The sequence below is a fragment of the Moritella sp. 28 genome (genome assembly GCF_018219435.1).
Lineage (GTDB): Bacteria > Pseudomonadota > Gammaproteobacteria > Enterobacterales > Moritellaceae > Moritella.
In genome coordinates this window covers 4,714,884-4,738,718 of sequence record NZ_CP056121.1, presented here as the reverse complement: position 1 = coordinate 4,738,718, position 23,835 = coordinate 4,714,884, and the positions used below count along the sequence as shown (strand labels likewise).

Annotated in this window: 22 protein-coding genes, 2 tRNA genes and 1 rRNA gene; 21 read left to right on the top strand and 4 right to left on the bottom strand. The window is 40.2% G+C overall.

Features of this window, described 5'->3' with window-relative positions:
- Positions 1–15 precede the first annotated feature (15 nt).
- Positions 16–429: a ribosome-associated heat shock protein Hsp15 gene (gene hslR / locus HWV02_RS21105; protein WP_211677756.1), complete on the bottom strand. Its 414-nt coding sequence runs from the start codon at positions 427–429 to the stop codon at positions 16–18.
- A gap of 425 nt (positions 430–854) precedes the next feature.
- On the opposite strand from hslR, the gene gspC reads away from it, so the two are divergent.
- The 14 genes from gspC (at position 855) to cysQ (ending at position 13,681) form a co-directional block, all read left to right on the top strand.
- Positions 855–1,727 carry a type II secretion system protein GspC gene (gene gspC, locus HWV02_RS21100; protein WP_211689283.1) on the top strand — a complete coding sequence of 291 codons (873 nt, stop codon included), beginning with the start codon at positions 855–857 and terminating at the stop codon, positions 1,725–1,727.
- Between the two features lie 51 nt (positions 1,728–1,778).
- The gene (gene gspD, locus HWV02_RS21095) at positions 1,779–3,872 is read left to right on the top strand and encodes a type II secretion system secretin GspD (protein WP_211689282.1); all 2,094 of its coding nucleotides are present in this window, start codon (positions 1,779–1,781) and stop codon (positions 3,870–3,872) included.
- On the top strand, positions 3,873–5,372 hold the full coding sequence (gene gspE / locus HWV02_RS21090; RefSeq protein WP_211689281.1) for a type II secretion system ATPase GspE: 1,500 nt from the start codon (positions 3,873–3,875) through the stop codon (positions 5,370–5,372).
- Between the two features lie 2 nt (positions 5,373–5,374).
- Positions 5,375–6,595: a type II secretion system inner membrane protein GspF gene (gene gspF / locus HWV02_RS21085; protein WP_211689280.1), complete on the top strand. Its 1,221-nt coding sequence runs from the start codon at positions 5,375–5,377 to the stop codon at positions 6,593–6,595.
- A gap of 25 nt (positions 6,596–6,620) precedes the next feature.
- Positions 6,621–7,055, top strand: coding sequence for a type II secretion system major pseudopilin GspG (gene gspG, locus HWV02_RS21080; RefSeq protein WP_211673296.1), 435 nt, complete (start codon positions 6,621–6,623; stop codon positions 7,053–7,055).
- Between the two features lie 117 nt (positions 7,056–7,172).
- Positions 7,173–7,778, top strand: coding sequence for a type II secretion system minor pseudopilin GspH (gene gspH / locus HWV02_RS21075; protein WP_211689279.1), 606 nt, complete (start codon positions 7,173–7,175; stop codon positions 7,776–7,778).
- A complete protein-coding gene (gene gspI, locus HWV02_RS21070; RefSeq protein ID WP_211689278.1) occupies positions 7,778–8,167 on the top strand; it encodes a type II secretion system minor pseudopilin GspI in 390 nt (129 codons plus the stop codon). Before gspH ends, gspI begins: the two co-directional genes overlap by 1 nt.
- Positions 8,124–8,792 (top strand): type II secretion system minor pseudopilin GspJ, encoded by a 669-nt coding sequence (gene gspJ / locus HWV02_RS21065; RefSeq protein ID WP_255550567.1) that lies wholly within the window; start codon positions 8,124–8,126, stop codon positions 8,790–8,792. The genes gspI and gspJ overlap by 44 nt, the downstream gene beginning before the upstream one ends.
- Before the next feature lie 33 nt (positions 8,793–8,825).
- The gene (gene gspK / locus HWV02_RS21060; protein ID WP_211689277.1) at positions 8,826–9,800 is read left to right on the top strand and encodes a type II secretion system minor pseudopilin GspK; all 975 of its coding nucleotides are present in this window, start codon (positions 8,826–8,828) and stop codon (positions 9,798–9,800) included.
- Positions 9,797–11,014, top strand: a complete 1,218-nt coding sequence (gspL, locus tag HWV02_RS21055) for a type II secretion system protein GspL (protein WP_211689276.1) — start codon at positions 9,797–9,799, stop codon at positions 11,012–11,014. The genes gspK and gspL overlap by 4 nt, the downstream gene beginning before the upstream one ends.
- Positions 11,011–11,484 carry a type II secretion system protein GspM gene (gene gspM / locus HWV02_RS21050; RefSeq protein ID WP_211673291.1) on the top strand — a complete coding sequence of 158 codons (474 nt, stop codon included), beginning with the start codon at positions 11,011–11,013 and terminating at the stop codon, positions 11,482–11,484. Before gspL ends, gspM begins: the two co-directional genes overlap by 4 nt.
- Positions 11,481–12,236, top strand: coding sequence for a type II secretion system protein N (locus tag HWV02_RS21045; RefSeq protein ID WP_211689275.1), 756 nt, complete (start codon positions 11,481–11,483; stop codon positions 12,234–12,236). Before gspM ends, HWV02_RS21045 begins: the two co-directional genes overlap by 4 nt.
- A 47-nt stretch (positions 12,237–12,283) precedes the next feature.
- Complete coding sequence (nudE, locus tag HWV02_RS21040) at positions 12,284–12,829, top strand: ADP compounds hydrolase NudE (protein WP_211677745.1); 546 nt, start codon at positions 12,284–12,286, stop codon at positions 12,827–12,829.
- 45 nt (positions 12,830–12,874) lie between these two features.
- Positions 12,875–13,681 carry a 3'(2'),5'-bisphosphate nucleotidase CysQ gene (gene cysQ, locus HWV02_RS21035; RefSeq protein ID WP_211677744.1) on the top strand — a complete coding sequence of 269 codons (807 nt, stop codon included), beginning with the start codon at positions 12,875–12,877 and terminating at the stop codon, positions 13,679–13,681.
- 79 nt (positions 13,682–13,760) lie between these two features.
- Here the strand turns inward: cysQ and HWV02_RS21030 are convergent, their stop codons facing one another.
- Complete coding sequence (locus HWV02_RS21030) at positions 13,761–15,134, bottom strand: sodium-dependent transporter (protein ID WP_211689274.1); 1,374 nt, start codon at positions 15,132–15,134, stop codon at positions 13,761–13,763.
- Between the two features lie 333 nt (positions 15,135–15,467).
- Here HWV02_RS21030 and fabR point away from each other — a divergent pair, with 333 nt between their 5' ends.
- Together fabR and HWV02_RS21020 are read left to right on the top strand one after the other, a co-directional pair.
- A complete protein-coding gene (gene fabR / locus HWV02_RS21025; protein ID WP_211677742.1) occupies positions 15,468–16,088 on the top strand; it encodes an HTH-type transcriptional repressor FabR in 621 nt (206 codons plus the stop codon).
- Positions 16,089–16,111: 23 nt separating this feature from the next.
- The gene (locus HWV02_RS21020; protein ID WP_211673286.1) at positions 16,112–16,474 is read left to right on the top strand and encodes a DUF1422 family protein; all 363 of its coding nucleotides are present in this window, start codon (positions 16,112–16,114) and stop codon (positions 16,472–16,474) included.
- 84 nt (positions 16,475–16,558) lie between these two features.
- Here the strand turns inward: HWV02_RS21020 and trmA are convergent, their stop codons facing one another.
- Positions 16,559–17,659: a tRNA (uridine(54)-C5)-methyltransferase TrmA gene (gene trmA / locus HWV02_RS21015; protein ID WP_211689273.1), complete on the bottom strand. Its 1,101-nt coding sequence runs from the start codon at positions 17,657–17,659 to the stop codon at positions 16,559–16,561.
- Between the two features lie 383 nt (positions 17,660–18,042).
- Here trmA and HWV02_RS21010 point away from each other — a divergent pair, with 383 nt between their 5' ends.
- Both HWV02_RS21010 and murI read left to right on the top strand, forming a co-directional pair.
- Entirely contained in the window at positions 18,043–19,902 is a 1,860-nt protein-coding gene (locus tag HWV02_RS21010; RefSeq protein ID WP_211689272.1) for a TonB-dependent receptor domain-containing protein, read from the top strand.
- A 128-nt stretch (positions 19,903–20,030) separates the two neighbouring features.
- Positions 20,031–20,819 (top strand): glutamate racemase, encoded by a 789-nt coding sequence (gene murI / locus HWV02_RS21005; RefSeq protein WP_211689271.1) that lies wholly within the window; start codon positions 20,031–20,033, stop codon positions 20,817–20,819.
- A gap of 14 nt (positions 20,820–20,833) precedes the next feature.
- On the opposite strand, the gene HWV02_RS21000 is transcribed toward murI, so the two are convergent.
- A complete protein-coding gene (locus tag HWV02_RS21000; RefSeq protein WP_211677739.1) occupies positions 20,834–21,289 on the bottom strand; it encodes an RNA-binding protein in 456 nt (151 codons plus the stop codon).
- Positions 21,290–21,959: 670 nt separating this feature from the next.
- Between HWV02_RS21000 and HWV02_RS20995 the strand changes: the two genes are divergently transcribed.
- The 3 genes from HWV02_RS20995 to HWV02_RS20985 all read left to right on the top strand — a co-directional run bounded on the left by HWV02_RS20995 (position 21,960) and on the right by HWV02_RS20985 (position 23,754).
- Positions 21,960–23,504 (top strand): 16S ribosomal RNA (locus tag HWV02_RS20995).
- 76 nt (positions 23,505–23,580) lie between these two features.
- Positions 23,581–23,657, top strand: a tRNA-Ile gene (locus HWV02_RS20990).
- A 21-nt stretch (positions 23,658–23,678) separates the two neighbouring features.
- A tRNA-Ala gene (locus HWV02_RS20985) sits at positions 23,679–23,754 on the top strand.
- Positions 23,755–23,835 lie beyond the last annotated feature (81 nt).

Genomic DNA, 23,835 nt, shown 5'->3' with positions numbered 1-23,835 from the left:
TTCTCGACGTTAAAGTTAATGATTTTTTATCCGCAATAGTTCTCGACGTTGTTTCTTGTCGGGACGTTTATCAGGGCTAGGGTTATACAATGTATTCAGTTTACGCGCGACATCATTTTGTGCACGCTTTTCAACACTAGTTGGTGTTTCTTCATACAAAGTAGTCGCCTCTGGTGCCCCTCTCCTTTGTGCGGAAAGCTGCTTTACGATCACTTCCTTTTCATCAAAGCCTTGTTTTATTTTTATTGTTGCACCCAACTCAACGGTTTTACTGGGTTTTGTGCGTTGATCATTGTAGCGGACTTTACCACTTTGGATCATGTCTCTGGCAATGGCGCGGGTTTTAAAAAACCGTGCAGCCCACAACCACTTATCAAAACGCACATCACTATCTGGTTTGGTATTTTTTGACATATTGAATGTAACCATATTCCAAATAAACGATCTTATTGATCTGATTATAACAGATAAATAAAGCAGTAAGAGAGTCTTTTATTACGCGGAAATACACATTTCATTAACTAAATCACGTCGTTGATTTCACATTTCTTTCGTCATAGTTTCATTTGTAAGTGTTCTAATTATAGTGTGGCGAATAATCAGAATTCATATATTCTTTAAAGGTTAGCGCTGGTATGTTTTTTTATTAAAAAAACATTAATTTTCTATCATGATTTACCCGATTTATCTGATTTATATGATTTAACTGATGTTTGTCGTGTTTAAGGCTTGTACGGATAGAACGAGAAGGCTAGTATTGGTCAGTTCAATTTACGACTTTTATTCGGGTTAATCACAAACGTTGGTAAACATAGCTTATTTTGAAAGTAATGCTGTATTAGGGTAATACAAAAATGGATAATTTAGATGCGCTTAAGCAGCTTATAATCAAACTACCTCAAAAACAAATATCGACCTTTTGTTGCTATTTTTTACTCGCTGTATTTTGTTATCAATCAGCGGTGTTAACTTGGCAGTTATGGCCGATAAAATCAGATTCTGCAACATTATGGCAACCTACATTTAGCCGTGGTAGTGATCAAGCCAAAAGTTATGAATTAAATACACTTCGTAATTTAAATTTATTTGGTAAACAGAACGCAGAAAATCAAGCGTCTGTCGCTGTTCAGACTATTGATGCACCAAAAACACGCTTACGTCTAATATTAGTTGGTCTTGTTGCGAGTAGTGAACCAAGTCTTGCATTAGCTATTATCGAGCTCAAAGGTAAGCAAGAAACGTACGGGATTGATGATGAGATTGGCGACACGAATGCGGTGTTAAACCAGGTACTGGTTGACCGTGTGATCATTAAATATCGAGGTAACTTAGAAACGTTAATGTTGGATGGTGAAGAGTTCACTCGTGAGACAAGCGGGCGACAGTCTCATAACGAAAGTTCAAGTAAAGCACCTAGAGACCTTTCTAATCTACGTAAAGACTTATTATCAAACCCTGCCAGCATTACCGACTACGTACGTATTTCTCCCGTTCGAACTAATGGGCAATTAGCGGGTTATCGTGTTAATCCAGGTAAAAATCGTGAACTATTTAAAGAAGTTGGTTTAAAGCCAAATGATCTCGCCGTATCGTTAAATGGATATGATTTAACGGATACTCGCCAAGCAATGGAAGTTGCCACGCAACTGAAAGACTTGACCGAAATGTCCCTCACCGTTGAGCGTGATGGGCAATTACACAGTATTTATTTAAGTATGCCAGAGTAGCCATTTGAGCAACACTTTTTAAGCCGGTAACTTAGGTAGCTAAGGATAAAGATGAACCTTAATAACGTTGGAAAAAAATTAACAAGCTTAACCTCAGGGATATTGCTGAGTTTGAGTGGGATGGCCATGGCTGCCGATTATTCTGCAAGTTTTAAAGGCACAGATATTAATGAATTTATTAATGTTGTGGGTAAAAACTTAAATAAAACCGTGATCATTGATCCGAGTGTGCGTGGCAAGGTGAATGTTCGTAGTTACGATTTATTAAATGAAGAACAGTATTATCAGTTCTTTCTTAATGTCTTAGATGTATATGGTTATTCCGTTGTTAAGATGGACAATGGTGTACTTAAAGTTATTAAAAGCAAAGTAGCAAAAACATCAAGCATACCAGTGGTTGATGATAACGATCCTGGTCAGGGTGATGAAATGGTTACGCGTGTAGTACCTGTTCATAATGTATCAGTACGTGAGCTCTCTCCGTTATTACGTCAATTAAATGATAATGCTGGTGGCGGTAATGTAGTGCATTATGAACCGTCTAATGTGTTAATGCTGACAGGCCGCGCAGCTGTGGTTAATCGCTTAGTAGAAATTGTCCGCCGTGTAGATAAAGCGGGAGATCAGGCCGTTGATATTATTCATCTTAAATACGCATCTGCTAGTGAGATGGTTCGTATTATTGATAGTGTGAACAAAGGCGATGGGAAATCGAAGATCCCAAGTATCTTACAACCTAAAATTGTTGCTGATGATAGAACTAACGCGGTTGTGATTAGTGGTGATCCCAAAGCGCGTCAACGTGTTGCTAAATTAATCCAACAGCTTGATAGCGAATTAAAAAGCACAGGTAATACCCGCGTTATTTACTTGAAATACGCGAATGCCAAAGAAGTTGCCGAAGTTTTAAAAGGGGTGAGTAACTCTATTGAGGATGGAACGTCTGGTTCATCGAGTAAATCAAAATCAAAATCGAGTTCAAAATCAGAGCCGGGTATTGAAGCGCATGAAGACACCAATGCGTTGGTGATTACCGCGCAACCGGATGTGATGCGTACCTTAGAGCAAGTGATTAGTCAGCTTGATATTCGCCGTGCACAAGTATTGGTCGAAGCGATTATTGTCGAAATATCAGAAGGTGATGGCATTGACTTTGGTGTTCAGTGGGCAACGGAAGCAGGAGGCACGCAATATAATAATGGCAAGCAAGTCTCTTTAGGTGCACTTGGCCAGGGTATTTATGATGCACAGGATAAAAAAACGACAACGATTTATACTGACCCTACAACAGGTGCAGAAACACCGAGGACGACTACAACTTCTGGTGATACTTCAGCACTTGCTTCAGCACTTGGTAATGTGAACGGCATGATTATGGGCGTTATGAATGGGTCAAAAACCTTCGGTGCGATTATTCAAGCGGCTGCGACAGATACTAATTCTAACCTTCTTGCTACGCCAAGTATCATGACACTCGATAATCAAGAAGCCACATTTGTTGTTGGTGAAGAAGTACCCGTTATTACAGGCTCTTCAACGGGGTCGGGTAATGAAAACCCATTCCAGACGATTGAGCGTCGGGAAGTGGGAATTAAATTAAAAGTGACGCCACAAATCAACGAAGGTGATGCGGTACAGTTAACCATTGAGCAAGAGGTATCACAAGTATTAGGTTCTACTGCGGTGGATGTGACTTTTGCGAAACGTCAGGTAAATACCAGCATTTTAGTGGATAGTGGGCAAACGATCGTGATTGGTGGCTTACTTGATGAGAAAGTGATTGAAAGTATTTCTAAGGTGCCTTGGCTCGGCGACATCCCTTGGATTGGTAATTTATTTAAGTCTACATCATCAAGCACTTCAAAACGTAATCTGATGATCTTTATTAAACCGACCATTATTCGTGATAATGCATCGATCCGCGGTATCAGTAATCGTAAGTACAGTTTAATGCGCGCAAATCAGTTGCTACAACAAGAAAAAGGTGTCGCATTGATGCCGTTTACTGATGTTCCAGTGTTACCTAAATTTGATGAAGAACGTATTATTTCGCCTGCAGTTCGTCAATATCTGGAAGAACAAGATAATCAAACGGTTGAATTTGATATGAGAACGAAGCCTAAAACGACAAGTGAGGCTGAGTAGATGAGTACTCAGGATTATGACGAGGTAAGTGAAAGCGAACGCTTGCCTTTTTCGTTCGCCAAAAAATTTGGTGTGGTGCTAAGTGAAGCTGAACGCGGCTGGGTGTTATATCACAAAGCCGATGTTGCCCCGAGTACTGTACTTGAAGTACGTCGTAACCTTGGTCAAGTGTTTCAATTGGTATTATTAGATGATGAGGCATTCGAATTAAAACTGACAGACGTGTTTCAACGTGACTCATCAGAAGCAAGACAGTTAATGCAGGACATTGGTAATGAAGTTGATTTTTTTACGTTAGCTGAGGAGTTACCAACCGAAGAAGATTTATTGGAGTCCGATGATGATGCGCCGATCATTAAACTGATTAATGCGATGCTCAGTGAAGCAATTAAAGAAGGTGCTTCAGACATTCATGTGGAAACATTTGAGCGTGCATTGGTGATCCGCTTCCGTATTGACGGTGTATTAAGAGAGATTTTGAAACCGAATCGGAAATTAGCATCATTGTTAATATCACGAATCAAAGTCATGTCAAAAATGGATATCGCAGAAAAGCGTGTTCCCCAAGATGGGCGAATTTCGTTGCGAATTGGTGGACGTGGTGTTGACGTGCGTGTATCAACCTTACCATCGAGTTTTGGTGAACGTGTCGTAATGCGTTTACTCGATAAGAATAACGCTAAATTAGAATTAAAGCATTTGGGGATGACGTTAGATAATCGTAATAAGATGTCTGAACTTATTCATAAGCCACACGGCATTATTTTAGTTACTGGTCCTACGGGGTCGGGTAAGAGTACGACCTTATATGCCGCACTATCGGATATTAACAGCAAAGATCGTAATATCTTAACGGTTGAAGATCCAATTGAATATCAACTTGATGGCATTGGGCAAACGCAAGTGAATCCAAAAGTTGATATGACCTTCTCACGTGGTTTACGTGCTATTTTACGTCAAGACCCCGATGTTGTGATGATTGGTGAGGTGCGTGATTTAGAAACAGCGCAAATTGCCGTTCAAGCTAGTTTAACGGGTCACCTCGTATTATCTACCTTACATACTAATACCGCAGTGGGCGCCGTCACTCGTTTACGTGATATGGGATTAGAGCCCTTCTTATTGTCGTCAAGTATATTGGGAGTACTGGCACAACGATTAGTTCGAACGCTTTGTCCAGATTGTCGAGAGGGTGCACCGCCAACAGAGCGCGAACTTGAGCAATTGGCTTCTAATCGAGTGGCGGACGCGACAGTCATTTATCATCCGAAAGGTTGCGAAAACTGTAACAACACAGGCTATCGAGGTCGTACTGGTATTCATGAATTATTAATCGTCGATGAAGATGTGCGAGACATGATCCACAGTGGTGCTGGCGAACAGATTGTAGAACGTCATATTCGACCATTCACACCAAGTATCCGTCAAGATGGCCTAGCTAAAGTACTGGAAGGTGTCACCACCTTAGAAGAAGTACTTCGTGTGACAAGAGAGGGATAAGCATGCCTGCATTTTCTTATTTAGCGATTGATCAAAAAGGTAAAAATAAAAAAGGGGTAGTGGAAGCTGATGGGCCAAAGCAAGCGCGTGCTTTATTACGCGAGAAAGGCTTAACTCCACTGGAAGTGGAAATGTCTGCAGCGGCTGAAAAGAAAAAAGCGGCAGGTGTTTTTTCATTTAAACGAGGTATTAGTACGGCGGATATGGCGCTATTAACCCGCCAGTTATCCACGTTAATTGCTGCTTCGCTACCACTCGAGGAATCATTAAAAGCGGTTGCAGAACAAAGTGAACTACCACGTATCCAGAACATGATCTTAGCCGTACGGAGTCGTGTTGTTGAAGGACATACGTTAGCAGAAAGTTTTGCTGAGTTCCCTCATGCCTTTGACGACTTGTATTGTTCTATGGTGGCCTCTGGCGAAAAGTCGGGTCATTTAGATAAAGTACTCAATCGTTTGGCTGACTATACCGAACAACGCCAAAAAATGACCAGTCAATTAACGCAAGCCATGATTTATCCGGTCATGTTAACGCTGGTGGCTATTGGTGTTGTGTCGCTATTATTGACAAGTGTCGTGCCTAAAGTTGTAGGCCAGTTTGAACACATGGGACAAGAATTACCGCAAATCACCCAAATATTGATCGGACTTTCTGATTTTGTCAGTAACTATGGTCTTTATCTTGTTGTTGGTATTGTCCTTACTATCATTGTTATTAAACGCTTGTTATTAAAACCTGCGAATCGCTTGATATTCGATGAACGATTATTAAAAGTGCCTGTCATTGGTAAGGTGAGTCGTGGAATCAATACTGCGCGTTTCGCGCGAACATTAAGTATTTTAAATGCCAGTGCGGTACCGCTACTCGAAAGTATGTTGATTGCGGGACGGGTATTAACCAATATGCATGCGCGTAAATTGGTCGAAGCTGCGACAATGCGCGTTCGTGAAGGTACTAGTTTAAGAGCAGCATTAACGGAAACAAAATTATTTCCACCAATGATGCTGCATATGATTGCCAGTGGTGAACAAAGTGGTGAATTAGGTCCGATGTTAGAGCGTGCTGCAGATAATCAAGATTCACAATTTGAAGCGCAAGTGACGATGGCTTTAGGCATTTTTCAACCCTTACTGGTAGTGAGTATGTCGGGTGTTGTATTATTTATTGTGATGGCAATTCTTCAACCGATTTTGTCCTTAAACAATATGGTTTCAGGTTAGATTTTTATTTCAAATAGAGGATTTTATGAATAATAAAAAACGGAATATGTCAGGTTTTACCCTGTTAGAAATCATGGTTGTTATCGTGATTTTAGGTATTCTTGCATCAATGGTTATCCCTAATTTATTAGGTAATAAAGAAAAAGCGGATCGCCAGAAAGTAGTATCAGATATCGTCGCGTTAGAAAATGCGATGGATATGTATAAGTTAGACAACAGCCGTTATCCAACGACAGAACAAGGCTTAGATGCATTAGTTGAAATGCCGGATGTAGATCCAGAACCAAGAGATTATCGTACTGGCGGTTACATCAAGCGTTTACCGCAAGACCCTTGGGGTAATGAATATCTATTAGTTAGCCCAGGTGAACATGGTCAAGTTGATATTTATTCTATTGGTTTAGATGGTGAAGAAGGTTCCGATGACGATATCGGCAACTGGAACATGCATGATAAGTAACTAATTGTTTTATTGAGGCACAGGTTCTTTTCTGTGCCTTTTTTTATCCAACTGAATGCATTCGATGTTAATTCTTACTCTATCAGAACGCATATCAACAATGAGCAAAGGTACACAATGAAAAATCGTACTCATCAAGAATCTGGCTTTACACTATTAGAGATAATGTTAGTTATATTCTTAATGGGCATGATGGTCACCGGTGTTGTCATGACAATGAGTTCTTCTGGCCCTGATAAGCAACTCAAAAAAGAAGCTGCTCGTTTTATCGGAGTGCTAGAACTGGCCGAAGAAGAAGCCTTACTCAGCAGTATTGAAATGGGGATCGTGATTGAAGAACAGCACTATCAATTTGTTTATTTAGATGACAATGATAAATGGTCCGCATTTAATGATTCTAAGTTTTTTGTAAAAAAAGAGCTACAAGAAGACATGCTTATGTCACTTGAGTTAGCAGGGTTGAAAACAGAAGGAAGCTTGTTAGGTGATCGTAAGCTATTTGCTGATGATGATGGTTTGTTTGAGGATAATGGCGGGCTATTTGAAGGTGATGAAAAAGACGAACGTATCGAACCGGATGTGTTTATTTATTCAAGCGGTGAAATTACCGATTTTACGTTGACGTTTACCTACATGGATGCGGATGTTGGGGACAGTAGTATCAAGGTCCAATTTGATGAATATGGAAAATTAATGATTAATACCACGATGGATGGATTTTAATGAAACCATGTTTAGGAAAAAAAACATTATGTAAGCAAGCTGGCATGACATTATTAGAAGTCATGGTGGCGATGGCGGTATTTGGCACGGCTGGTTTAGCCGTGATGAAAGTCGCGACTGAAAATCTCAGCAGCTTAGCCTATTTGGAAGAAAAAACATTCGCTAATTGGGTGGCTGCTAATACTTTAACTGAATTAAAATTAGCAAAAACAATACCAGGAAAGTCATGGCGAAAAGGTGAGTCTGAATTAGCGGGTCGAACTTGGTATTGGCGTTATAAAGCAGAGTCGACAGACAGCAATGATTTTGTCGGGGTGACAGTCGAAGTGGCGACAGATAAGAAGTATGACTCAACGATTAGCCATTTACTCACCTATGTGGTGCGCTAAGATGATGCGAGAACCGACAATAAAACAAAATGGCTTCACATTGATCGAGATGATGATTGCGATCGCTATTTTTGCCTTACTCAGTCTGGGGGCTTATCAAGTATTACAAGGTGTATTACGCAGCGATGAAATTTCGACAGAACGTGGGAATGCATTAAAACAATTACAACGAGCAATGGTTATTGTCGAGCGTGATTTTCAACAAATGAATGCGCGTAATAATCGTAGTGATGATGAACAGACAGCAATGCCATTACAGTCTGGGAAATTTATGTTTGATAGTGATGACGATGGTATTGCTTTCGTTCGCAGTGGTTGGCGTAATCCATTATCACAGTTACCACGCTCATCGTTACAGCGGGTAATGTATCGTGTTAAAGATGCGCACTTAGAACGTTTAAGTTATGTCTATTTAGACCCCACTACAGGGGAAGAGCCGAAAAGGCAGTTGATCTTGGAAAATGTCGAGTCATTAACGTTCGAATTTTATCATAAAAATAAATGGAATGAGACTTGGACAAACAAGACCGCACTACCTGATGGCGTTAAAATGACGCTAACATTAAAAGGTTTTGGTGAAATTCAGCGCTTATTCCTATTACCTAAAGCGACAATCGAAAAATAAAGATGAAGATAAAGATAAAGGAAAGGGCAGCTAATGATATATGCCTCTAAACAGCGTGGTATTGCACTATTAACCGTCTTACTTATTTTGGCTGTGATGGTGATTATTGCCAGTAATATGTCATCACGTTTACAGCTGGAATTACGCCGCACCAGTAATATCATGACGCATCAACAAGCCCTTTGGTATGCTTATGGTGCAGAGGCATTGGTTGAAAAGGGATTAAAGCAAGCCTTGAAAGACGATGATACGATTAACTTAGATCAATATTGGGCCACAGAAGGCATGATGTACCCAGTTGAAAATGGGCTCATTGGTGGTCAGGTTTTTGATATGCAAGCCTGTTTTAATGTGAATGCTGTCACTGGTGAAGATAAAGACGGTCAAGCCCCACTGAAGGTCCGCTTGTTCCGTAATCTATTAGAACAGCTGGATCTGGATGCGTATGAAGCGGAGCAATTAAGTGATGCCTTACGTGACTGGATTGATAGTGATACCAATGTGATATCGAGTTACGGTGTCGAAGATGCTTACTATGAATCCCTTGATTACCCTTATCAAGCGGGTAATCAACGTTTAATTAATGTCAGTGAACTACGGGCAATAAAAGGATTTAATCAAGCTGTTTACCGTAAGGTTCGTCCTTATCTTTGCGCCTTACCTACAGCAGTCTTAAAGATAAACGTGAATACCATTGTGATTGATAAGCCTGAGATATTAGCTGGATTATTTTCAGGACAATTATCATTAGATGTAGCGAAAACAATATTGGAAGAACGGCCTAACGGTGGTTGGAAAACAACGGCGGATTTCTTGGCGTTACCGTTATTGGCTGGTATTAAGCTGGATACGGAAGAGCAAGCTGTGTTTGGTATAAAAAGTGGTTATTTTGTTGCGCAATTACAAGCTGAATTTGCTAGCGCAACCATGAAAGTAGAATCGTTATTTAAAGCTGAAAGCAAAGATAGTGTTTATGTTATTCGTCGACAATTCGGAGGAGCTCAATGAGTGAGCAATTAGTAGTAAGGCTTGGTAGTGAAAGTCGACAAGCAATACATTGGTTAGTGTGGTCAACCGTTGAAAGCGAGATCATTGCATCAGGTGTTTTGACCTGTGCCGCTGAACTTATCGAGCTAAAATCCCGTGCTGGTGGGCGACCTATCATTGCATTAGTACCAAGCTGTGATATCACGTTTAAAGAGGTGGAATTACCTGGGCGTAGCAATAAGCAATTACTCAATGCATTACCCTACATGCTAGAACAAGAATTGAGTAGTGATATTGATAAGTTACACTTTTCTGTTCTAGGTAAGACTGCGAATACTGTATCCGTTGCGGTGATTGCGCATGACAAAATGCAGCAGTGGCAATCATGGTTATCGGATGCCGAACTAGTTTGCACACAAATTATTCCTGATGCCTTAACACTGCCGTACAGTGAAGAGAGTTGGAGTGCGATTGAATTAGATGGGCAATGGCTTATTAGGAAAACTCGTACACAAGGTATGTGTATTGAGACCGCATTATTAGGTTTTGTCTTGCCAACGGTTGCTCATCTAGACGTTGATGATGAGAGTGCTGTGCAGACGGTGACTAGCTATTCTACTATCGATCATCTTGAGTTAGATAATTGGCAACAGAATACAATTGAGTTGCCAATGAAACTTTGTGCTGAGGGCGCTGTTACCAGCCGTTATAACTTATTACAAGGCGAGTACAAAATAGTACGTGAAGAAAATGTCGCATTAAAATTATGGCGTGGTACGGCTATCGCAGCAGGTCTAGCTATCGTGATGATATTTGTGAATCAATTTGTGATGTTAAATAAGTTAGAACAGCAACAAATGGCATTAGAGAATGAGATTAAGCAGGTATATAAAACGGTATTTAAACCGAAGAAAATGCGCCTAAATACGCGTTTAGTTAAAAAACAGATGCAGAATCGTTTAAATGATTTACGCGGTGGGGGCAGTGATTCAGGATTCTTAGTGATGTTAAGTCAGCTGACCCCTACATTTAAACAATCACCGGATATTAAACCTATTTCAGTTCGATTTGATACGAAACAGGCAACATTACGATTGCAAGCAAGTGCGGCGGACTTTCAGGCCTTTGATCAATTCAAATCATCGTTATCGACTGAGTTTGATGTTGAACAAGGGACGTTAAGTCAACGAAATGGCCGTGTTCAGGGCACGCTGGATATTAAGGGTAAAAAATGAAGGCATATTGGCAACAATTAGAGCAAAAAGAAAAGCAGCTCATTAGTTTATTAATCGCCACATTATTGCTTGCAGGTGGTTACTGGCTGGTTTGGCAACCGTTACAAAATGATATTAGCAATACCCAACGAAAAGTTAATGTTCAAACGCAAACACTCGCCGATGTGAAAGTGATAGGGCAAAAAATTATGAATTTACAGGGAGGCCAAGTAAACCGTCCTGAAGCGGGTGATCTTAACCAGCTTGTTAGTCGTAGTGCTAAACGTCATAAGATAATGCTCACACGTATTCAAGCAAAAGCAGATAATCTGCAAGTATGGATTGATGATGTTAATTTTAATCAGCTTACCGATTGGTTAGAGCAATTGAACAAACAATACGGTATTGAAATCCAGAATATTGATCTGAGTGTGTCAGATAAAAAAGGGATGGTTAAGGTTCGCCGATTACAGTTAGGAAAAAGAGCATGAGAAATAAACTTCTAGGGCTATGTTTTGTCATGATTGCGTATGTATTCTTTCTTATCGGCACACTACCAGCTACATTAGTATTATCATATATTCCATTGCCAGCGAACTTAACGATTAGCCAAGTTGAAGGTTCGGTATGGAAAGGGGAAGCAAAACAGGTATCTTTTAATCATATAGAAGTGAAAGATGTTAGCTGGGATACATCGGTAATTGCGCTATTAACGGGATCTGCACAAGTTTACGTTGAGTTTGGTCGTGGTAAGAATAGCTTACGCGGCAGTGGTGAACTAGGCTATTCAAGTGCTGGTGTCTATGCGCAAGATTTCACCGTTACGGCAAGTTCTGAATGGTTAGTCACGGCGAGTAATATTCCATTGCCAGTGACGACCAAAGGTAGCGTTAAATTGACAATAGCAGAGATGCAGCAAGGAAACCCTTGGTGTGAACAACTTGATGGACAGCTGAGTTGGTCTAATGCAGGCATTGACTCACTGTTGGGCAATGTAGAAATTGATTCTGCTGTCGCTAATTTAACTTGTGATAAGGGGACTATTGTTGCGAATATCAAGCAGAGCTCTAATCAGCTGAAATTATCTGGTATTGCTACGTTAGAAAATCAAGGTAAATACACGTTTTCAGGCGTACTTGTACCAAGTAATGAATTACCGCAATCAATACGCAGTAATTTACGTTATGTTGGGCAAGAAAATGCCAAGGGTGAGTATAAGATTAATTACGCAGGCCGCATATAATGTTGTTATATAACGCGTACTCGTTATGACAAGGATGCAGAATTAAAATGACACATCAGAAACCTAAAATATTAAGCACGAAAATTGTCGCAGAAAGTCGACTATTTAAAATTGAGTCTGTTGCACTGCGTTTCTCTAATGGTGTTGAACGTACTTACGAAAGAATGAAAGGCGGTGGTCACGGCGCCGTTATGATGGTGCCAGTCGATGCGGATAATAATCTTATCTTGATCCGTGAATACGCTGTCGGTACTGATAGTTACGAACTTGGTTTTCCCAAGGGGGCGATCGATAAAGGTGAAACAGCATTGATTGCTGCTAATCGAGAGTTAATGGAAGAGATTGGATATGGGGCTAAAAGACTAAGCTTACTGAAAGAAGTTAACTTAGCACCGAGTTATTTTTCTGCTCGAATGCAGATTTATCTTGCACAAGATCTGTACCCTGAATCTTGTGAGGGTGATGAACCTGAGCCACTCGAAATTATAAAGTGGCCATTAGCCAGAGCAAATGAGTTACTTGATAATGATGAAATCACTGAATCACGTGCTATTTGCGCATTATTACTTGCCCTAAAACAACTAGATAAGTAATACTAAATCATTAAGCGATGGCGAGAATAAAGTAGGAAGTGCGATATGCAAATAATGACCTTAATTCCAGAGTTAAAAAAAATTGCACGCGCCACTGGTGCAGTGATTTATGATATTTATCAATCGGGTGAGTTTGAGCAAGAAGTTAAACTCGATCATACACCGGTCACCAGTGCTGATATCGCGGCCCATCACTATTTATCTAAGCAACTTGCGTTACTGACGCCTGACATTCCAATCTTATCTGAAGAAGATTGTGATATTGCCGTTGAAGAGCGTCAATCTTGGGAAACTTATTGGTTATTAGATCCGTTAGATGGCACCCAGGAGTTTATTTCTCGTAGTGGTGATTTTGCGACGATTATTGCATTGGTACACAAGAATAAACCTATCTTGGGGATGATTTACGGCCCTAAAGATGACGTTCTCTATTGGGCTGTTGACGGGGAAGGTGCATACAAAGAAACATTGGAAGGTGAAGAAAGAATCTTCAGTCATACATGTCTGCAACCTTTAACCAGTTTAAATGTGGTTGTGAGCCGCGTTCAGAACCCAGACAACATCCGTAAGTTAGTTGAAGATGATATTGACTTAGAATTACAATCTCTCGGCTCTGCGAGCTTAAAAGGTTGCTTAGTTGCAGAGGGTAAAGCGGATTGTTATATACGCTTAGGTATTACTGGTGAGTGGGATACAGCAGGTACGCAATGTATCGTGACTGAAGCGGGAGGGGCTATTCTTGATTTGAATTTAAACCCACTCTCTTATAACCAGCGCGATACATTAAAAAATCCTGACTTTATTGTACTCGGAGACCGTAATCTGACATGGTCTGAGATCTTAACGGGTTAAATAAATTAGTTTTATATCAAATAGTAAAAAGGTCAGCGTATTGCTGACCTTTTTATTATTCATTGAACCGTATGTTCGTTTATTGGAATGACGCGAATACTAGGATTAGTACTAATACTGGGCAAACAAATTTTACGTATACAGGCCAGATCTTCCAAAAGATAGAATGCTCTGTTACACCTTCTTGTTCTCTGATTTCTGCCATTAAGCCTTTACGGCTCCAAACCCAACCTGCAAAGATTGCTACGCCTAAACTAATGAGTGGTTGTGCGTATTGCGTCGTAAGTGTGATAACAAAACCAAACAGTGTTGAGAAGTTAAATACAATCACTAAGCTAAGCGCAGTGACGATCGTACCAACGATATAGGTTGCTTTCTTACGTGTCATAGATGCACGTTCTGCAAGATAACTTGTTGGTGATTCCATCATACCAATCGCCGATGTTAATGCGGCAACAAACAATAATGCAAAGAATAAAATTGAAACCGGGTATTGTGCAGCGCCCATCGTTTCAAATAATGCCGGTAATACCGTAAACACTAATGTATCAGAACTCAGTAGACTGCCGTCAGCAGCGAAGATCTCAACGCCATTATGTGAAGCCACATACATAGCAGGTAAGATCACCATACCTGCAACAAATGCGACCGCGGTATCCATCAGTGTCACTTGCGCGGCTAATTTAGCAATATTTTCTTTTTTGTTTAAGTAAGAACCGTATACCATCATGCAACCACTGCCTAATGATAGTGAGAAGAATGTTTGACCGAGTGCTCCAATCAGTACGTCACGGTCTAGGATGCGGCTAAAATCAGGAATAAGTAACGCTCGTAAACCTAGCTCTGCACCTGGTTGAGTCAAGATATAAAGCATTGCAGCGATAAGCATTATAAATAACAGTGGCATTAAACGCTTCGACCATTTCTCGATACCGTCTTCTACACCTTGTTGGATAACTAGGACTGTGAACATCGCGAATATCACTGTAAATACCACGTTGCGTGATAATGACATATCTACTAACCAATTAGCAGTTGTTGTAGAGCCCATCATGTCTGCAATTGGTGCTAAGGTATTGCTGATGAACCAACCTGATAAAATACCGTAGAAAGAAAAAATCAGTGCTGACGTTATGATTGCCGCAAGACCAATGGTAATACCAATTAATTTAACGCTTTTACTTTTAGCGAGTTTACTTAATGCATTAGCGGGGTTTGTTTGTCCATGGCGGCCGATCATCAATTCAGCAATTAGCATTGGATAACCAAGCATAAAGATGAGAACAAGATAAACCAGTAAAAAAGCACCGCCGCCGTTACTTGCTGCTTGTGTTGGGAATCCCCAAATATTACCAACACCAACAGCAGACCCTGCTGCCGCCATAATGAAACCAAATTTAGAGCTAAACTGGCCGCGTTTAGCTGATTCTATTGTTGTACTGATGGTCGACATAACTCTCCGTGTAAACTTTTATTTACTATAGGTTTGGTTGTAACTAAATATTTACGATTAATATCCTATTTAAGCGTGTTTTCGTCAACGTTTTATTTTGGTATTGGTCATTTATTTGGGTTTTAAGTGTTGTTTGATGATATTTTATGCGGAGTTTATTTTAAGTTCGAGTTTGTAAATAATTGTTTACAAGCTCTGTTTTTAGGTTTGTTTATAACGTATTTGTACCTGTCTTAAAAACGATAAAAATAAGTTAGTTGCTGATAATGTTGAAAGTAGTATTATAATATCAATGTTAACAATCCCTACCCCTTAATGAATGACATTTAAATTATGACCGGAATTAGAGCTCAGCAAAAAGAAAAAACCCGCCGTTCACTGATCAACGCGTCATTCAGACTCGTGACTGCAGAACGAAGCTATTCAAATTTAAGCTTACGTGAAGTTGCACGTGAAGCTGGGATCGCACCTACGTCTTTCTATCGCCATTTTTGCGACATGGAAGAGTTGGGCTTAACCATGGTTGATGAAGGAGGGCTGACATTAAGACAGCTGATGCGTCAAGCACGACAACGTATTGAAACTGGTGGTAGCGTGATCAAAACCTCTGTAGAAACATTTATGGAGTTTGTTGAACAAAATCCAAATATTTTTCGAGTTTTATTGCGTGAGCGTTCTGGTACATCGGCAGCCTTTCGAGCTGCGGTATCTAGAGAATTACGTCACTTTAGCGCTGAGCTAACCGATTATATTGAACTCGCAAGTAAACTAAGCCGTGATGAAGCGACGATTCAATCTGAGGCAATGGTCACAATTGTTTTTAATGCGGGGGCTGAAGCGTTAGATTTATCGAACGAAGAACGTCGAATATTGTCTGACCGTACTATAATGCAATTGAGAATGATTGCAAAAGGTGCAGCGGTATTAAAAATGACAAGAGGTATTGCGCTGTAAACTTTGAACATTGAGGTATTTAAATGACGACAAAGAATCAAGCGGGTTATAAACCATTATACTTTGCCTTTTTAGCAGGCTTATGTGGTAACGCAACATTAGCAACGTTAACGACAAGTGAAGTTCCATTCAGTATTTTTCCGCTCATTGCATTAGTGCTGGTGGCTTATAATTGGTATCAAGTTTATATGACTAGCGCTATTGAAAGCCATATAAGCAAATCGTCATTAGGTTTGTTTGTTATTGGTGTTTTGATATACACGACATTTGTACGTATGGAATATCCTGAGTTAGGCAGTAATTTCTTCCCCTTGATATTGGTATTAGGTCTATCTGCTTGGGTAGCAAAAACCATCGGTGTGTTCAGATCTAAAAAACAGGCATAATATCGGACTTATAAAAAAGCTCGTTAGCAACAATGTTGTTAACGAGCTTTTATCTATTCAAATTAATGTTGAGTTAACTTTTCGTTAGCTCTTTTTCGTTAAGTACACACCTGATTCAATATGGTGGGTATACGGAAATTGATCGAACAATGCAAAGCGGTCGATATTGTGCGTTTGACTTAATGCTTCGAGGTTGTCACTCAATGTTTCTGGGCTGCAAGAAATATAAACGATATTATCGTATTCTTGCACCATTTTAACTGTGTCAGCATCCAAACCTGCACGTGGAGGATCGACAAAAATAGTGTTGCAATTAAATGTCGTTAAATCAACTTTTGCATCTTTAAGGCGGTTGAACTCTCGTTCACCATTAATCGCAATTGTAAATTCTTCTGCAGATAAACGTAAGATAGTTAAATTGTCTAATCCGTTTTCGGCTATATTGTATTGTGCAGACTGCACTGATGATTTAGATATTTCTGTCGCTAATACTTTTTCAAAGTTTGGTGCTAATGCGATAGAGAAATTACCATTACCACAATACAACTCAAGTAAATCACCACTACAATCTTTAGTTACGTCTAATGCCCACTCAAGCATTTTCTGATTGACGATACCGTTTGGTTGCGTGAAGCTGTTTTCAACTTGCTTGTATTTTAATTTTTTACCCGCAACGTTAAGTTCTTCAACCACGAATTCACGATCTAATACGACCTTTTGTTTTCTAGCACGGCCAATAATGTCGATATTGAAGCGTTCACTTAGTTTTTCTTTTAATGCTTTCGCTTCAGTGATCCATTCATCACTTAATTGACGATGGTAAAGTAAGCTAACCAACAGTTCACCGCTTAGTGTTGATAAAAAATCGACTTGGAAAAGTTTGAAACGCAATAAGTTTGATTCTTTTAGTTCCAAAATCAGTGCTGGCATTATCTCGTTAATCAATTTACTACCAGGCAGGAAATAATCGATTTTTATTTTTTGCTTAGTTTCTTTATCAAACATGATGTAGTCAAGATCGTCGCCATCATGCCAAACACGAAATTCAGCACGTAAACGATAGTTCTCTGCCGGAGAGTCAAAGACTTCTAATTCAGGTGGTGAGAATTTTTTAAATGTGTCACGTTGACGAGCTGCTTTATCGTCAAGCTGTGATTGGTAGTTGTCGGGGTGCATTTCGATCATGTGGGCTCACCGTAGTTAGATACTAAACAAAAGAGTAGGGATTGTAAGACCCAAATAGAGTTTGTCCAGCATATTTTACCTTCAGTTCGATACTTACCTTACCTTATCTTGAAAATATAAATAACCGAATTATAAATATACATTTATCTCGCATGACTCTATACTTTTTTTTGTTATTACTTGTAGAAGTAAATCTCTAGTTTAGTAACATACATTTATTGGGGGAATCCAGTTAGATTCTGGACCTGTCGCGCAACGGTGATAGTGCTTAGCACTTAAGGCCGGTCTCCAATAGGAACCTGAGTAATTAATAAAATAATAAATACTCAATTTTGCTGAATGATTCGGCTTATTTTTCTACGCGTAAATAGGAAAAATTTACAATGTCTAAAAAACTCTTAGCAGCGGCGCTTTTACCGTTCGCTGCTCTTGCCCAAGATCCATCTACTAATAATGAAGAAGTAACAGTCGTTACTGCCAACCGTGTTGAACAAGCTGTTTCTGATGTGCTTGCACCTATTACTGTTATCACCCGTGATGATATTGAATTAAGTATGGCAAAGTCATTACCTGAAATATTAAGAATGGTTCCAGGTATCGATATTGGTCAAAATGGTGGTCGCGGAAGTAAAGCCTCTGTTTTCATGCGAGGATCTGAGTCAGACCATGTATTAGTATTGATTGATGGTGTTCGTTTACCATCGAGTATCACATCTGGCGTTGATTTTAGTAAGATTCCTGTCAGTCAAATTGAAACAATTGAGATTGTTCGTGGTCCTCGAGGCGCTATTTATGGTTCTGAAGCTATTGGTGGTGTGATCAACATTATTACTCGTGGTCAACAAGGTACCAATATTAAACAAGTCTCAGTGGGAATCGGTTCTGATAAATACTATGAAACTGACTTGTTCTTATCATCAGATTTGACTGACAAGCTACATGTGAATTTCGGACTTGGCTATGATGATGCTGAGGGTTATAACTCTAAACCTGTCGTTGGTGTTAATGATGGTGATAAACATGGGTTTGAAAATAAAGATATTTTATTAGGTGTTGACTATCAATTATCATCACAATTAAATGCTTTTATTAATACGCGATATTCACAGAGTTCAAATGAATATGATGGTTCTAGCGCGGCTTCGGCGTGGGGTCCTGAGGTACATTTGAAGAAAGAGCAGTGGTTAGAGACAACCTCTATAATTACCGGTGCTAAATATAGCCGTGATAACTATTTTTCTTCATTGAGTTATTCGTTTGGTGAAAATAAATCATATCAATATAAAGCTGGTGATGATTATAAAGATGCCAATAGTACACTTTTCACTAAGCAGCATAATATAAGCTTTATCAATTCGTTTGTGCTATCGGATTCATTATTACTAAACGCAGGTTTAGATTGGCGAGATGATCAAGCTGAAGATGAGGGCGGTACTCTTGATGGTATTGTTTCTCGTTCGAATACCGGTATATTTACAACGGTTGTATATGATATCTCATCAGTCACATTAGATGGCTCAATTCGATATGACGACAACGAAACATTTGGTGGAAATACAACGTGGGGTTTAGCTGCTGGCTGGGAGTTTGTGAATAATTATAGTGTCATTGCTTCGACTGGTACATCGTTTAAAGCCCCATCTCTGTACGATCTATATGCTAAAAATGCTTATACTAAAGGAAATCCAGATTTAAAACCTGAGTCTGGTGAATCTATTGAAGTAGGTGTTAAAGGTATTACAGGACTTGTGGATTGGAAAATTATTGCATATAAGAATAAAGTACAAGATTTAATTGATGGGAAAAAGATCAACACAGTTCGAACTGCTTACAATAAAGAAGGGGTGAGTACGCTCCAAGGTATTGAACTAGAAATTAATACCGTAACGGGTATCGTTTCACACCAGGCGGTGCTTGAGTATTTAGATCCTAAAGATGCGAATGGTGATACATTACTGCGCCGTGCTAAATATAAAGCTAAATGGCAAGGTACTGTTCAATTAGGTGATGTTGATTTGTCTCTGCGCTATTTATACCAAGGTAAAAGAGATGATTATGGCACTGCTGGAGTTGACACTTTTGCTGGTTATAGCCTATGGGATGTTTCAGCTGCTTATCTAGTGACGGAAGCATTCAAGGTCAGCGCTAGACTAGATAATGTATTCGATAAAGAATACGCAACAGCGCAAGGTTACCCAGCACCAGAACGCGGTTACTACATTAATGCTACTTATGAATTTTAATTTGTAATGACACATTAACATGATGATTGAGAAGCCAGCGTTATGCTGGCTTCTTTTATATTCATCTATTCCAATTTATCCTGCCCTTGACTATTATATGTCTTTTACAATAATCCAATGGTTTGTACATGAGTAAGATATTGATTTTTGATTCTGGTGTAGGTGGTATATCTATATATAAAGCAATCAAAGAGCAATTACCAAACGCTGATTATCTTTACTTGTTTGATAATAAGTATTTCCCTTATGGTGAACTTGAGCCTGAGTTTCTTATCGAACGTGTTTGCCAGTTAATCGGACATATGTATGAAGAATATGATCTAGATCTTGTGGTTATCGCATGTAACTCTGCGAGCACATTAGTTCTACCCGCTTTACGTAAACGTTTTCCTATTCCTTTTGTTGGCGTTGTACCCGCAATAAAACCCGCAGCATTACAAAGTCGAAAGAAAAAAATAGGTTTGTTGGCAACGCCTGGCACTGTTTCTCGAGACTATACGCAATTACTTGTAAGTGAGCATGCCCAAGACTGTGAGATCGACATGATTGGAACAACAAGTCTTGTGTTACAAGCTGAAAACAAACTATATGGTAAACCTGTTGACTTAGATGAAATAAAAAAGGTTGTATCAAAATGGACCGTTGCTATTAATAGTCCTGATATTGTTGTATTGGGCTGTACTCACTTCCCGCTGTTAGCTGAGGAGTTAGGGCTGATTGTTGGTGAGCATATTAAATTTATCGATTCAGGGATGGCTATCGCATCTCGTGTTAAACATATCCTCGGCGATAGTGTGCTTTTTGGTGGTGACAATGATGGTGGAAAAGCGTTTTGTACCAAAATACAGGCACAAAAAAAGCTGACTTGCCTATTTAATGAAATAGGGTTAAGCCAGCCTTTATATATAGACGTATAATTTAATGAAACAAATTACTCAGCAGAATGAACCGTGCGTTCATTTGCTTCACGTACTTTTAATGTCCGTTGTTGATATTCTGCATCGTTAAGCGATTGAATTGCTTCTTTCGCGTCAGCCTCTGGCATTTCTACAAAACCAAAACCACGACGTTTACCTGTATGTTTATCTTTCATTAAGCGAACTGATAATACCTGACCATGTTCTGCAAACAATGTACGTACTGATGTTTCATTTGCTCGGTAAGGTAAGTTCCCTACGTATAATGTCGTTGTCTCTACAGCTACGCTGTCTGAAGATGAAGGTGTTGTGAATTTAATTGTAATACCAGTAATAATTGCACCAATAGCAAACGCAATAGGCGCTGGTATTGTATTTCCTATAAAGGAAAGCGCTGCAAAACCAATTGCTGCAATCGCTACCGAAATAATGGATGCTCGAGTTGCATTAGATAAAGTTGAAAAGCCCATCGTTTTAAAGAACCTCTGAAAAAACATAAGTGATTAATATTAAAGAATAATTCATCAATTGTTACTCTTGTCCCTAATAGTAACTAATATCTAGAAGAGCGACAATCAGTCTCAATGTATCAATAAAAAGCCACAAAAAATCATAGCTGTGTCTTATTTTGTCAAAAAATGTATGAAATACAAACAAAAATATTGCATTCATTCAAATATAAATGGTTACTCTGTGTATAAGTTGGTAGTAAGTTGTTATTAATATTATCTTTCGTGTTTTTATATGAAAATGCTTGTCATCATCAGCTATCTCTCTATAATGCGACCTCACTGACACGGCAATAGCCGCTAAGTAAAGGTGTTTATCAGTATCGAAAGTTACTTTTTAACCTCCTGAAATAAAGTGCAAATATGCACTTGACTTCGAAATTGGTTTGCGTAGAATACGCAGCCTGACTACGACGCAAAGCGTTGTTGTCAATGCTCTTTAACAATTTATTCAAGCAATCTGTGTGAGCACTTGCAGAGATATAATGACCAAAAATTATATCAATGTAATTGTGAACATTAAATTAAATCGAAAGATTTGGTTTTATAAACAACAAACCTCGGTTTGTTGTTGAAGTACAGAATTCATTGAGCCGACTTAATCAACAACGTTGATTAGTCAAAAAACTTTTAATTGAAGAGTTTGATCATGGCTCAGATTGAACGCTGGCGGTAGGCTTAACACATGCAAGTCGAGCGGAAACGAAGAATAGCTTGCTATTCTGGCGTCGAGCGGCGGACGGGTGAGTAATGCTTGGGAATCTGCCTAGTCGAGGGGGACAACAGTTGGAAACGACTGCTAATACCGCATACGACCTACGGGTGAAAGGGGGCCTCTTCTTGAAAGCTCTCGCGACTAGATGAGCCCAAGTGGGATTAGCTTGTTGGTGAGGTAAGAGCTCACCAAGGCGACGATCCCTAGCTGGTCTGAGAGGATGATCAGCCACACTGGAACTGAGACACGGTCCAGACTCCTACGGGAGGCAGCAGTGGGGAATATTGCACAATGGGGGAAACCCTGATGCAGCCATACCGCGTGTATGAAGAAGGCCTTAGGGTTGTAAAGTACTTTCAGCGAGGAGGAAAGGCAGTAGATTAATACTCTACTGCTGTGACGTTACTCGCAGAAGAAGCACCGGCTAACTCCGTGCCAGCAGCCGCGGTAATACGGAGGGTGCAAGCGTTAATCGGAATTACTGGGCGTAAAGCGCATGCAGGCGGTTTGTTAAGCGAGATGTGAAAGCCCCGGGCTCAACCTGGGAACTGCATTTCGAACTGGCAAACTAGAGTTCTTGAGAGGGTGGTAGAATTTCAGGTGTAGCGGTGAAATGCGTAGAGATCTGAAGGAATACCAGTGGCGAAGGCGGCCACCTGGCAAGTAACTGACGCTCAGATGCGAAAGCGTGGGTAGCAAACGGGATTAGATACCCCGGTAGTCCACGCCGTAAACGATGTCTACTCGGAGTTTGGTTCCTTGAGAACTGGGCTCTTAAGCTAACGCATTAAGTAGACCGCCTGGGGAGTACGGCCGCAAGGTTAAAACTCAAATGAATTGACGGGGGCCCGCACAAGCGGTGGAGCATGTGGTTTAATTCGATGCAACGCGAAGAACCTTACCTACTCTTGACATCCATAGAACTTTTCAGAGATGAATTGGTGCCTTCGGGAACTATGAGACAGGTGCTGCATGGCTGTCGTCAGCTCGTGTTGTGAAATGTTGGGTTAAGTCCCGCAACGAGCGCAACCCTTATCCTTATTTGCCAGCACGTAATGGTGGGAACTCTAAGGAGACTGCCGGTGATAAACCGGAGGAAGGTGGGGACGACGTCAAGTCATCATGGCCCTTACGAGTAGGGCTACACACGTGCTACAATGGCGCATACAAAGGGCTGCAAACCAGCAATGGTAAGCGAATCCCATAAAGTGCGTCGTAGTCCGGATTGGGGTCTGCAACTCGACCCCATGAAGTCGGAATCGCTAGTAATCGTGAATCAGAATGTCACGGTGAATACGTTCCCGGGCCTTGTACACACCGCCCGTCACACCATGGGAGTGGGCTGCACCAGAAGTCATTAGCTTAACCTTCGGGAGGGCGATGACCACGGTGTGGTTCATGACTGGGGTGAAGTCGTAACAAGGTAGCCCTAGGGGAACCTGGGGCTGGATCACCTCCTTACGTAAAGTTGTTAGTTTTTGTAAGTGCCCACACAAATTGCTTGAATAGAGAAATTAAAGACATAGTAAATGTCAGTAGGACTGTAGCTCAGTTGGTTAGAGCGCGCCCCTGATAAGGGTGAGGTCGGTAGTTCAAATCTACTCAGTCCTACCAATTTACTAGCCACAATGATGTGGGGCTATAGCTCAGCTGGGAGAGCGCCTGCCTTGCACGCAGGAGGTCTGCGGTTCGATCCCGCATAGCTCCACCACATCATGTTCTCAGGAAGAGACCAAAGTTAAATCTGCTTATGTATAGCAAGCGACTTAACTTTGGTTTTTTTAACTCTGAA

Bases quoted from the DNA above. Each gene is read 5' to 3' on its own strand.
- hslR (WP_211677756.1), bottom strand. From the start codon at position 429: ATGGTTACATTCAATATGTCAAAAAATACCAAACCAGATAGTGATGTG.
- gspC (WP_211689283.1), top strand. From the start codon at position 855: ATGGATAATTTAGATGCGCTTAAGCAGCTTATAATCAAACTACCTCAA.
- gspD (WP_211689282.1), top strand. From the start codon at position 1,779: ATGAACCTTAATAACGTTGGAAAAAAATTAACAAGCTTAACCTCAGGG.
- gspE (WP_211689281.1), top strand. From the start codon at position 3,873: ATGAGTACTCAGGATTATGACGAGGTAAGTGAAAGCGAACGCTTGCCT.
- gspF (WP_211689280.1), top strand. From the start codon at position 5,375: ATGCCTGCATTTTCTTATTTAGCGATTGATCAAAAAGGTAAAAATAAA.
- gspG (WP_211673296.1), top strand. From the start codon at position 6,621: ATGAATAATAAAAAACGGAATATGTCAGGTTTTACCCTGTTAGAAATC.
- gspH (WP_211689279.1), top strand. From the start codon at position 7,173: ATGAAAAATCGTACTCATCAAGAATCTGGCTTTACACTATTAGAGATA.
- gspI (WP_211689278.1), top strand. From the start codon at position 7,778: ATGAAACCATGTTTAGGAAAAAAAACATTATGTAAGCAAGCTGGCATG.
- gspJ (WP_255550567.1), top strand. From the start codon at position 8,124: ATGACTCAACGATTAGCCATTTACTCACCTATGTGGTGCGCTAAGATG.
- gspK (WP_211689277.1), top strand. From the start codon at position 8,826: ATGATATATGCCTCTAAACAGCGTGGTATTGCACTATTAACCGTCTTA.
- gspL (WP_211689276.1), top strand. From the start codon at position 9,797: ATGAGTGAGCAATTAGTAGTAAGGCTTGGTAGTGAAAGTCGACAAGCA.
- gspM (WP_211673291.1), top strand. From the start codon at position 11,011: ATGAAGGCATATTGGCAACAATTAGAGCAAAAAGAAAAGCAGCTCATT.
- HWV02_RS21045 (WP_211689275.1), top strand. From the start codon at position 11,481: ATGAGAAATAAACTTCTAGGGCTATGTTTTGTCATGATTGCGTATGTA.
- nudE (WP_211677745.1), top strand. From the start codon at position 12,284: ATGACACATCAGAAACCTAAAATATTAAGCACGAAAATTGTCGCAGAA.
- cysQ (WP_211677744.1), top strand. From the start codon at position 12,875: ATGCAAATAATGACCTTAATTCCAGAGTTAAAAAAAATTGCACGCGCC.
- HWV02_RS21030 (WP_211689274.1), bottom strand. From the start codon at position 15,134: ATGTCGACCATCAGTACAACAATAGAATCAGCTAAACGCGGCCAGTTT.
- fabR (WP_211677742.1), top strand. From the start codon at position 15,468: ATGACCGGAATTAGAGCTCAGCAAAAAGAAAAAACCCGCCGTTCACTG.
- HWV02_RS21020 (WP_211673286.1), top strand. From the start codon at position 16,112: ATGACGACAAAGAATCAAGCGGGTTATAAACCATTATACTTTGCCTTT.
- trmA (WP_211689273.1), bottom strand. From the start codon at position 17,659: ATGATCGAAATGCACCCCGACAACTACCAATCACAGCTTGACGATAAA.
- HWV02_RS21010 (WP_211689272.1), top strand. From the start codon at position 18,043: ATGTCTAAAAAACTCTTAGCAGCGGCGCTTTTACCGTTCGCTGCTCTT.
- murI (WP_211689271.1), top strand. From the start codon at position 20,031: ATGAGTAAGATATTGATTTTTGATTCTGGTGTAGGTGGTATATCTATA.
- HWV02_RS21000 (WP_211677739.1), bottom strand. From the start codon at position 21,289: ATGGGCTTTTCAACTTTATCTAATGCAACTCGAGCATCCATTATTTCG.